This is a genomic window from Falsigemmobacter faecalis (genome assembly GCF_003863335.1).
Classification (GTDB): domain Bacteria; phylum Pseudomonadota; class Alphaproteobacteria; order Rhodobacterales; family Rhodobacteraceae; genus Wagnerdoeblera; species Wagnerdoeblera faecalis.
In genome coordinates this window covers 22,629-29,051 of record NZ_RRAZ01000044.1, presented here as the reverse complement: position 1 = coordinate 29,051, position 6,423 = coordinate 22,629, and the positions used below count along the sequence as shown (strand labels likewise).

General features: G+C 63.4%; 7 protein-coding genes. 5 read left to right on the top strand and 2 right to left on the bottom strand.

Annotated elements, in window-relative coordinates; genetic code table 11:
* Positions 1 to 406: 406 nt before the first annotated feature.
* On the bottom strand, positions 407 to 718 hold the full coding sequence (locus tag EG244_RS18485) for an ETC complex I subunit (RefSeq protein WP_124966647.1): 312 nt from the start codon (positions 716 to 718) through the stop codon (positions 407 to 409).
* 130 nt (positions 719 to 848) lie between these two features.
* Here EG244_RS18485 and EG244_RS18480 point away from each other — a divergent pair, with 130 nt between their 5' ends.
* Genes EG244_RS18480 through EG244_RS18465 form a run of 4 tightly spaced genes read left to right on the top strand, consistent with a single transcriptional unit; the run spans position 849 to position 4,539 of the window.
* Positions 849 to 1,985: a DNA polymerase III subunit delta' gene (locus EG244_RS18480; RefSeq protein WP_124966646.1), complete on the top strand. Its 1,137-nt coding sequence runs from the start codon at positions 849 to 851 to the stop codon at positions 1,983 to 1,985.
* Positions 1,982 to 2,773, top strand: coding sequence for a TatD family hydrolase (locus EG244_RS18475; RefSeq protein ID WP_124966645.1), 792 nt, complete (start codon positions 1,982 to 1,984; stop codon positions 2,771 to 2,773). Before EG244_RS18480 ends, EG244_RS18475 begins: the two co-directional genes overlap by 4 nt.
* Positions 2,774 to 2,779: 6 nt before the next feature.
* On the top strand, positions 2,780 to 3,589 hold the full coding sequence (locus EG244_RS18470; protein WP_124966644.1) for an MBL fold metallo-hydrolase: 810 nt from the start codon (positions 2,780 to 2,782) through the stop codon (positions 3,587 to 3,589).
* Positions 3,590 to 3,609: 20 nt separating this feature from the next.
* Entirely contained in the window at positions 3,610 to 4,539 is a 930-nt protein-coding gene (locus tag EG244_RS18465) for an AEC family transporter (RefSeq protein WP_124966643.1), read from the top strand.
* 58 nt (positions 4,540 to 4,597) lie between these two features.
* On the opposite strand, the gene EG244_RS18460 is transcribed toward EG244_RS18465, so the two are convergent.
* Positions 4,598 to 5,182: a malonic semialdehyde reductase gene (locus tag EG244_RS18460; RefSeq protein ID WP_124966642.1), complete on the bottom strand. Its 585-nt coding sequence runs from the start codon at positions 5,180 to 5,182 to the stop codon at positions 4,598 to 4,600.
* Between the two features lie 197 nt (positions 5,183 to 5,379).
* On the opposite strand from EG244_RS18460, the gene EG244_RS18455 reads away from it, so the two are divergent.
* Positions 5,380 to 6,405, top strand: a complete 1,026-nt coding sequence (locus EG244_RS18455; RefSeq protein ID WP_124966641.1) for a hypothetical protein — start codon at positions 5,380 to 5,382, stop codon at positions 6,403 to 6,405.
* Positions 6,406 to 6,423 lie beyond the last annotated feature (18 nt).

Sequence of the window (6,423 nt, the reverse complement as noted above, 5' to 3'; positions counted from 1 at the left end):
GGGTTAGGGGCGCTCTATCCTAAGGCGGATTTGTGCAACAACGCCGTTTAAAGATCACTTCGAGTCTCTTTGGCAGGATCAAGGAACATTAGCTGTCAACCTCTCGGATTACGAGACAGCCTGATTGAAAGATTCTTGAGCGGAGCCGTGCGAGTGCCGGCGAAGTCCCATCCCTGAACGTCTCGTGGAAGTATACTGCAGCAAGATTGAATGCCCGGTAGTCACCAAGTAGCCTGCGAATATTGACCTTGCTGACCGGCAGCACAGGGAGAAATCAGACATTGCTACTAATGCAAAAGCCGCCCAACGGGCGGCTTCAATCATTTCATTCACTTATCAAAACTTTGGTCCGAGCGGCGCGATCTTTGCCCCCAATTGGCAGCAACTATGCTCGGATCTACACCTCTCAGTGCGTCCAGGCTCCCTTACGGCTGGTGGCGAAGTTTTCGCCGTAGCCCATCTGTCTGATATTGGCAGCGCGCTTTTGCGGGGGCAGCACGTCGTAGTCGATGCCACGGGCGCGGGCGTAGTCTTCTGCGGCTTCCTGCGAAGCAAAGCGCAGGCGGACCTGACGCTGGGTGTCGGCCGAAGAGGTCCAGCCCATCAGCGGGTCGATCTGACGGGCGTCTGCCGGGGCAAAATCCAGCATCCAGTCGTGGGTTTTCGCGGATCCCGACTGCATGGCATTGCGGGCAGGCTGATAAATACGTGCGCGCATGACTTTCTCCCGTCTGATGGCTGGCGCGTTGATGCCTCAAAGCGCCTCTGCGTGCAAGTCCGGCCTGCGGCGAAAGGGCGCGAAAGCGCAGCCCGGTTGCTCCTGCCCGCGTTTCGGGCATAGTGCGCCTATGGCTCGCGACCCCCATTCAGATGATCTGCCCGAACCCGACCGTACCGACGGCGCGCCGCATCCGCGCGACGTTCACATCCTGCGTGGCCAGGACCGCGCGGAAGCTGCTTTTCTTGAGGCTTTTAACAGTGGGCGGCTGCACCACGGCTGGCTGCTGACCGGGCCAAAAGGCGTGGGGAAAGCCACGCTCGCCTGGCGTATCGCGCGGTTTCTACTCAGCCAGCCCGGGCCGGAGGCTGCAGGCGGCTTTTTCGCGCCTGAGGTGCCGCAAAGCCTGAGCACGCCGCCTGACAGCCCGGTGGCGCGGCGTCTTTCGGCCCTGTCGGAGCCGCGATTGTTCCTGTTGCGCCGGGCCCCCAATGACAAAGGCGATGCGCTGTCGCGTGACATCACCGTGGGTGAAGTGCGCAAACTGAAAAGCTTTTTCGCGCTCTCATCGGCGGACGGCGGGCGCCGGGTGGCGATTGTTGATGCCGCCGATGATATGAACCCGGCCGCTGCCAATGCGCTGCTGAAACTGCTGGAAGAGCCCCCCGAGGGCGCGGTGATCCTGCTGATCTCGCACCAGCCGGCGCGGCTTTTGCCGACCATCCGCTCGCGCTGCCGGGTGCTGTCGCTGGCGCCGCTTGGCGCGGAGGATGTCGGCACCATCCTGATGGAGAACGGCATTGAGGCGGAAAACCCGGTGGCGCTGGCGGAACTGTCGGGCGGCTCGGCGGGGGCGGCTTTGCGGATTGCGGCTCTCGATGGCGAGGGGCTTTATGCAAAGCTGATCCGGCTCTTTTCCACCCTGCCCGATCTCGCGCGCTCAAATGCGCTGGCGATTGCGGAAAGCACGGCCGGGCGCGGCAAAGAGGGTCAGTTTGATCTGACCCTGGAGCTGATCGACCTTTTTCTCGCCCGCCTGGCCCGCGCCGGGGCCACGCGGCAGCTGCCGCCTGAGGCCGCCGGGGGCGAGGGGCAGCTTTTCGCCCGCCTCTGCCCTGATCCGGCCATGGCGCGGACCTGGGCGGAACTGGCGCAGACCCTTGGGATCCGCGCCCGTCAGGGGCGGGCGGTCAACCTTGACCCTGCCGCGCTCGTGATGGATATGTTCCTGAAGATAAATGATGCGGCGAAGGGGTTACGGCAATGATGGCAGAGCTTGTGGACAGCCATTGCCACCTCGATTTCCCCGACTTCGACGGCGAGACCGACGCTCTGCTGGAGCGCGCGCGCGCCGCGGGCGTCACCCGTCTGGTCACCATCTGCACCCGCATCGCCAATGAGCCGAAAGTGCGGGCCATGGCTGAGGCGCATGAGGGGCTTTTCTATACCTACGGCGTGCATCCGATGTCCGCCACAACCGAGCCGGAAGTGACGGTCGAAGACCTGATCCGCCTCTCACAGCACCCCAAAATGGTGGGTCTGGGCGAGACCGGTCTCGATTACCACTACACCCCTGAGTCGCAGGATGTGCAAAAGCGCAGCCTGCGCGTTCATATTGAGGCGGCTCAGGAAACCGGCCTGCCGCTGATTATTCATGCACGCGATGCCGATGAGGATATGGCGCGGATTTTAACCGAAGGGTACCGCGCAAAGCCCTATGGCTGCGTGATGCATTGCTTCTCTTCCGGGGCGGAGCTTGCGAAAACCGCGCTGGATCTGGGGTTTTACCTCTCAATGTCCGGCATTGCCGCTTTCCCGAAAAGCAAGGACCTGCGGGCAATCTTTGCCGCCGCGCCCCTGGAGCGGATTCTGGTCGAGACCGACAGCCCCTATCTGGCGCCGCCGCCCTTCCGCGGCAGGCGCAATGAGCCGGCCTATGTCGCCCATACCGCCCGGGTCGGCGCAGAAACCTTCGGCATTTCTTACGAAGACTTTGCCCGCGCCACGTCGGAAAATTTCGACCGTCTTTTCCCCAAAGCTGCCCGCAAAGGCTGACCGCTCATGAGCGCCACGCTCCGCTATACCATTCTGGGATGTGGCTCTTCGGGGGGCGTGCCGCGGCTTGGGGGCTATTGGGGCGACTGCAACCCGGCCAATCCGAAAAACCGCCGCCGCCGCTGTTCCATGCTGGTCGAGCGGATCACGGATGAGGGGGTCACCCGGGTGCTGATCGACACCGGCCCCGATATGCGCGAGCAACTTCTGGACGCAGGCGTGGGACGGCTCGATGGCGTGGTCTATACCCACAGCCATGCCGATCACGTCCATGGCCTCGATGATCTGCGCCAGATCGTCTTTAATACCCGCAAGCGCCTGTCGGTCTGGGCCGATGCGCCCACTCAGGACGCGCTGATCTCGCGCTTTGGCTATGCCTTCATCCAGCCCGAGGGCAGCCCCTATCCGCCGATCCTGAACCTGCACAGCCTGAAGGGCCCCTTTGAGGTGACAGGTGCGGGCGGCGCGATCCGCTTTGAGCCTTTCACCGCCGATCACGGCTCGATGGAGGCTCTGGGCTTTCGCATCGGCGGGCTGGCCTATCTGCCCGATGCCGTGGCGATCCCGGAAGAAAGCTGGCCGCATCTGATGGGGCTTGAGGTCTTTGTGGTCGATGCCCTGCGCCGCATGCCGCATCCCACCCATGCCCATCTCGCCCTCGCGCTGGAGTGGATTGCCCGCGCGGCACCCAAACGCGGCGTGCTGACCAATATGCATATTGATCTCGACTATGACGCGGTTGCGGCCGAGACCCCTGCCCATATCACCCCGGCCTTTGACGGCATGGTGATTGATCTTCCTGACCACCGGGTCTGACCCCGGCCTGAGGCCCCCTGATGCTCCTGCTGCTCGATGTCATCCTGCCCGTCTTTCTGATCATCGGGGCGGGCTATGCAGCCGTGTGGCGGGGCTGGTTCAAAGATGACTGGGTTGAAGGGCTTATGCGCTTTACGCAAGGCTATGCGATCCCCTGCATGACCTTCCGCGCCGTGGCGCAGATGAACCTCTCAAATGATTTTGAACCGGCGATGCTGGTGAGTTTCTACCTGGGTGCGCTTTGCGGCTTTACCGCTGCCCTGCTGGGGGCGCGGTTCATTTTCAAACGGCCCTGGACAGATTCGGTGGCCATCGGCTTTGTCGGCCTGTTCTCCAACTCGGTCCTGCTGGGCCTGCCGATTTCTGAGCGCGCCTGGGGGGCCGATGCCGTCGCCTCAAACTTCACCATCATCGCCTTTCACGCCGCCTTTTGCTACGGCATCGGCCTGACCGCGATGGAGGTGGCCCGCAATGCCGGTGGCGGTCTGCGCGCGGCGGCCCCGCGCATCCTGAAGGCGATGTTTCGCAACCCGCTGATTCTGGCGATGCTGCTGGGGGTGACGGTCAATGTGACCGGAGTTTCCCTGCCCAAAGCCGGCTGGGACGCCATCAACATGCTGTCGGGCGCGGCACTTCCGGCGGCGCTCTTTGGTTTGGGCGGCACGCTGTACCGCTACCGCCCCGAGGGCGATATTGCGACGATTCTCTATGTCACCGCCGTCTCGCTGGTGCTGCATCCGGCGGTGACCTATGGGCTGGCGCTGGCTTTAAACGTCTCGGATGAGGGGCTGCGCTCGGCCGTGATCACCTCGGCCATGGCTCCGGGGATCAATGCCTATATGTTCGCGGCCATGTATGGCGTGGCCAAGCGCGTCGCCGCCTCGACGGTGCTGATCGGCACGGCGCTGACCGTGCTGACGGCCTGGGGCTGGCTGCATATCCTGCCCTGACGCGCCATGAAAAAAGCCGCCCCGGGGGGCGACCTTTCGCATTCGCAGCAAAGAGGCCTCAGGCGACCTTTGCAACCTCTTCAAAATCCAGACGCGGCAGGCGGTCATATTCCGGCTGCGCTTCGACATAGCCAAGGGTCGAGAAGTAAAGCGGCTGCCAGCCGTTGTCGGCCAGGAACAGCTCTTTCACTTTTGCCGGGTCAAAGCCGATCATCGGGCCCATGCCAAGGCCGAGACCACGGGCTGCCGCGATGAACATGCCCGACTGGATCAGCGCGTTCAGCTGACCGGCAGCGGCCGCACCGGCGGGATCCGCAAAATAGCCGCGCACGTCAGCGATCGGGAAGACCTTCGGCAGAGTCTCAACGAAATTCGCATCATAGCAGAAGATCGCAATCGCAGGCGCTGCCGCCACTTTGGGCTTGTTGCCCGGCACGATCGCCTCATCAAGCTTCGCCTTGCCCTCTTCCGAGGTGACATAGAGCACGCGCAGCGGCTGCTGGTTGAAAGCGGTCGGAGCCAGACCGGCCAGCGCGCTCAGCTCTTCGAGCGTGGCGGCATCGATGGCTTTGCCGGCATAGGTCGGGTGGCTGCGGGCATTGTGGAACAGCTGGTCAAAAGCGGCGTCATTCAGGCGGGTCATCGTTTCTTCCTCAGGATCATCGGGACCTGTGGCATGCTCTGCCAGCGCCCGTACCCTCTTAAACTAGGTCTTTCGCTGCATCTGCGAAAGGGCCGGATCCGGAAAACTCTGTTCAAAAATCCACAGACCACTCTTCCCATCCGCTCAGAAACCCGCGAACCTGCGGCCTTCGACAACCCGCAGATGAAAGAGGCGCCATGATCCCCGCCGCAAAGCCCGCGCCCCATCCCAATCTGCTGCCCAATCTGCTGCCCAATCTGTTGATCGTCGCGCAAAACGGTCGTCTGCACTATGAGGCGCTGGTCTTCACGGCCTCGCTGGCAGCCGTGGCCCCGCATCTGCTGCCGCGCCTTTACATCGCCGAGCCCCAGCCCGGCCCCCTCTGGCCACAGGACCCCAGGATGAGTGCGGCCATTCGCGATAAACTCACCGAATTCGGCGCAAAGGTCCTGCCGCTCAACAGCCGCCACTTCGGCGCCGACTACCCTTACGGCAATAAAATTGAGGCCCTGCGCCTGCTGCCCGAGGGAGAGCCCTTTCTCTTCTTCGACACCGACACCCTGCTGCTTCAGGCCCCCGATGCCCTCGGCATCGACTTCACCCGCCCCGCAGCCTCGGTGAAAGTGGAAGGCACCTGGCCTGAGCCGCAGCCCTATGTCGCCACGCTGCGCGCGATCTGGGAGACGCTTTATGCGCGCTTCAGCCTCGATATCACGCCCACGCTGGACCCGCGCTTCTCCGAAGACCACTGGGAGCATTATCTTTACTTCAACGCGGGCTGGTTCTACGGCCCCTGCCCCGCGCGCTTTGGCACCACATTCACCCGCTTTGCGACCGATATCCGCGACGCCCCCGGCGCCATGCTGGCGGCCCAGAGGCTGGATCCCTGGCTCGATCAGATCGCTTTGCCGCTGGTGATCCATGCGCAGGGCGGCGGACGCCCGCCCGCAGATCTGGCCCTCGATGGCGCGGCCAGCTGCCACTACCGCGCCCTGCCGCTCCTCTACGCCCGCGAGGCAGAGCGCGTGCTGGACCAGCTGGAAGCCGTCACCGCCGATCCCGGCATCAGACGCCTGCTGCGCGACTGGGAGCCTGCGAAAAAGCTGATCTATCAGGGCAAAGGACGCCAGAAAATCCGCCCGATGTTTGACCGCGCGGATCCGGCTTTGCGCGAAAACCAGATCCGCAAAACCCTGCGCAACGCCGGATGGTGGCTCAGATAGCAAAACGCCGCGCTCCCG

Bases quoted from the DNA above. Each gene is read 5' to 3' on its own strand.
- EG244_RS18465 (WP_124966643.1), top strand. From the start codon at position 3,610: ATGCTCCTGCTGCTCGATGTCATCCTGCCCGTCTTTCTGATCATCGGG.
- EG244_RS18485 (WP_124966647.1), bottom strand. From the start codon at position 718: ATGCGCGCACGTATTTATCAGCCTGCCCGCAATGCCATGCAGTCGGGA.
- EG244_RS18455 (WP_124966641.1), top strand. From the start codon at position 5,380: ATGATCCCCGCCGCAAAGCCCGCGCCCCATCCCAATCTGCTGCCCAAT.
- EG244_RS18470 (WP_124966644.1), top strand. From the start codon at position 2,780: ATGAGCGCCACGCTCCGCTATACCATTCTGGGATGTGGCTCTTCGGGG.
- EG244_RS18475 (WP_124966645.1), top strand. From the start codon at position 1,982: ATGATGGCAGAGCTTGTGGACAGCCATTGCCACCTCGATTTCCCCGAC.
- EG244_RS18480 (WP_124966646.1), top strand. From the start codon at position 849: ATGGCTCGCGACCCCCATTCAGATGATCTGCCCGAACCCGACCGTACC.
- EG244_RS18460 (WP_124966642.1), bottom strand. From the start codon at position 5,182: ATGACCCGCCTGAATGACGCCGCTTTTGACCAGCTGTTCCACAATGCC.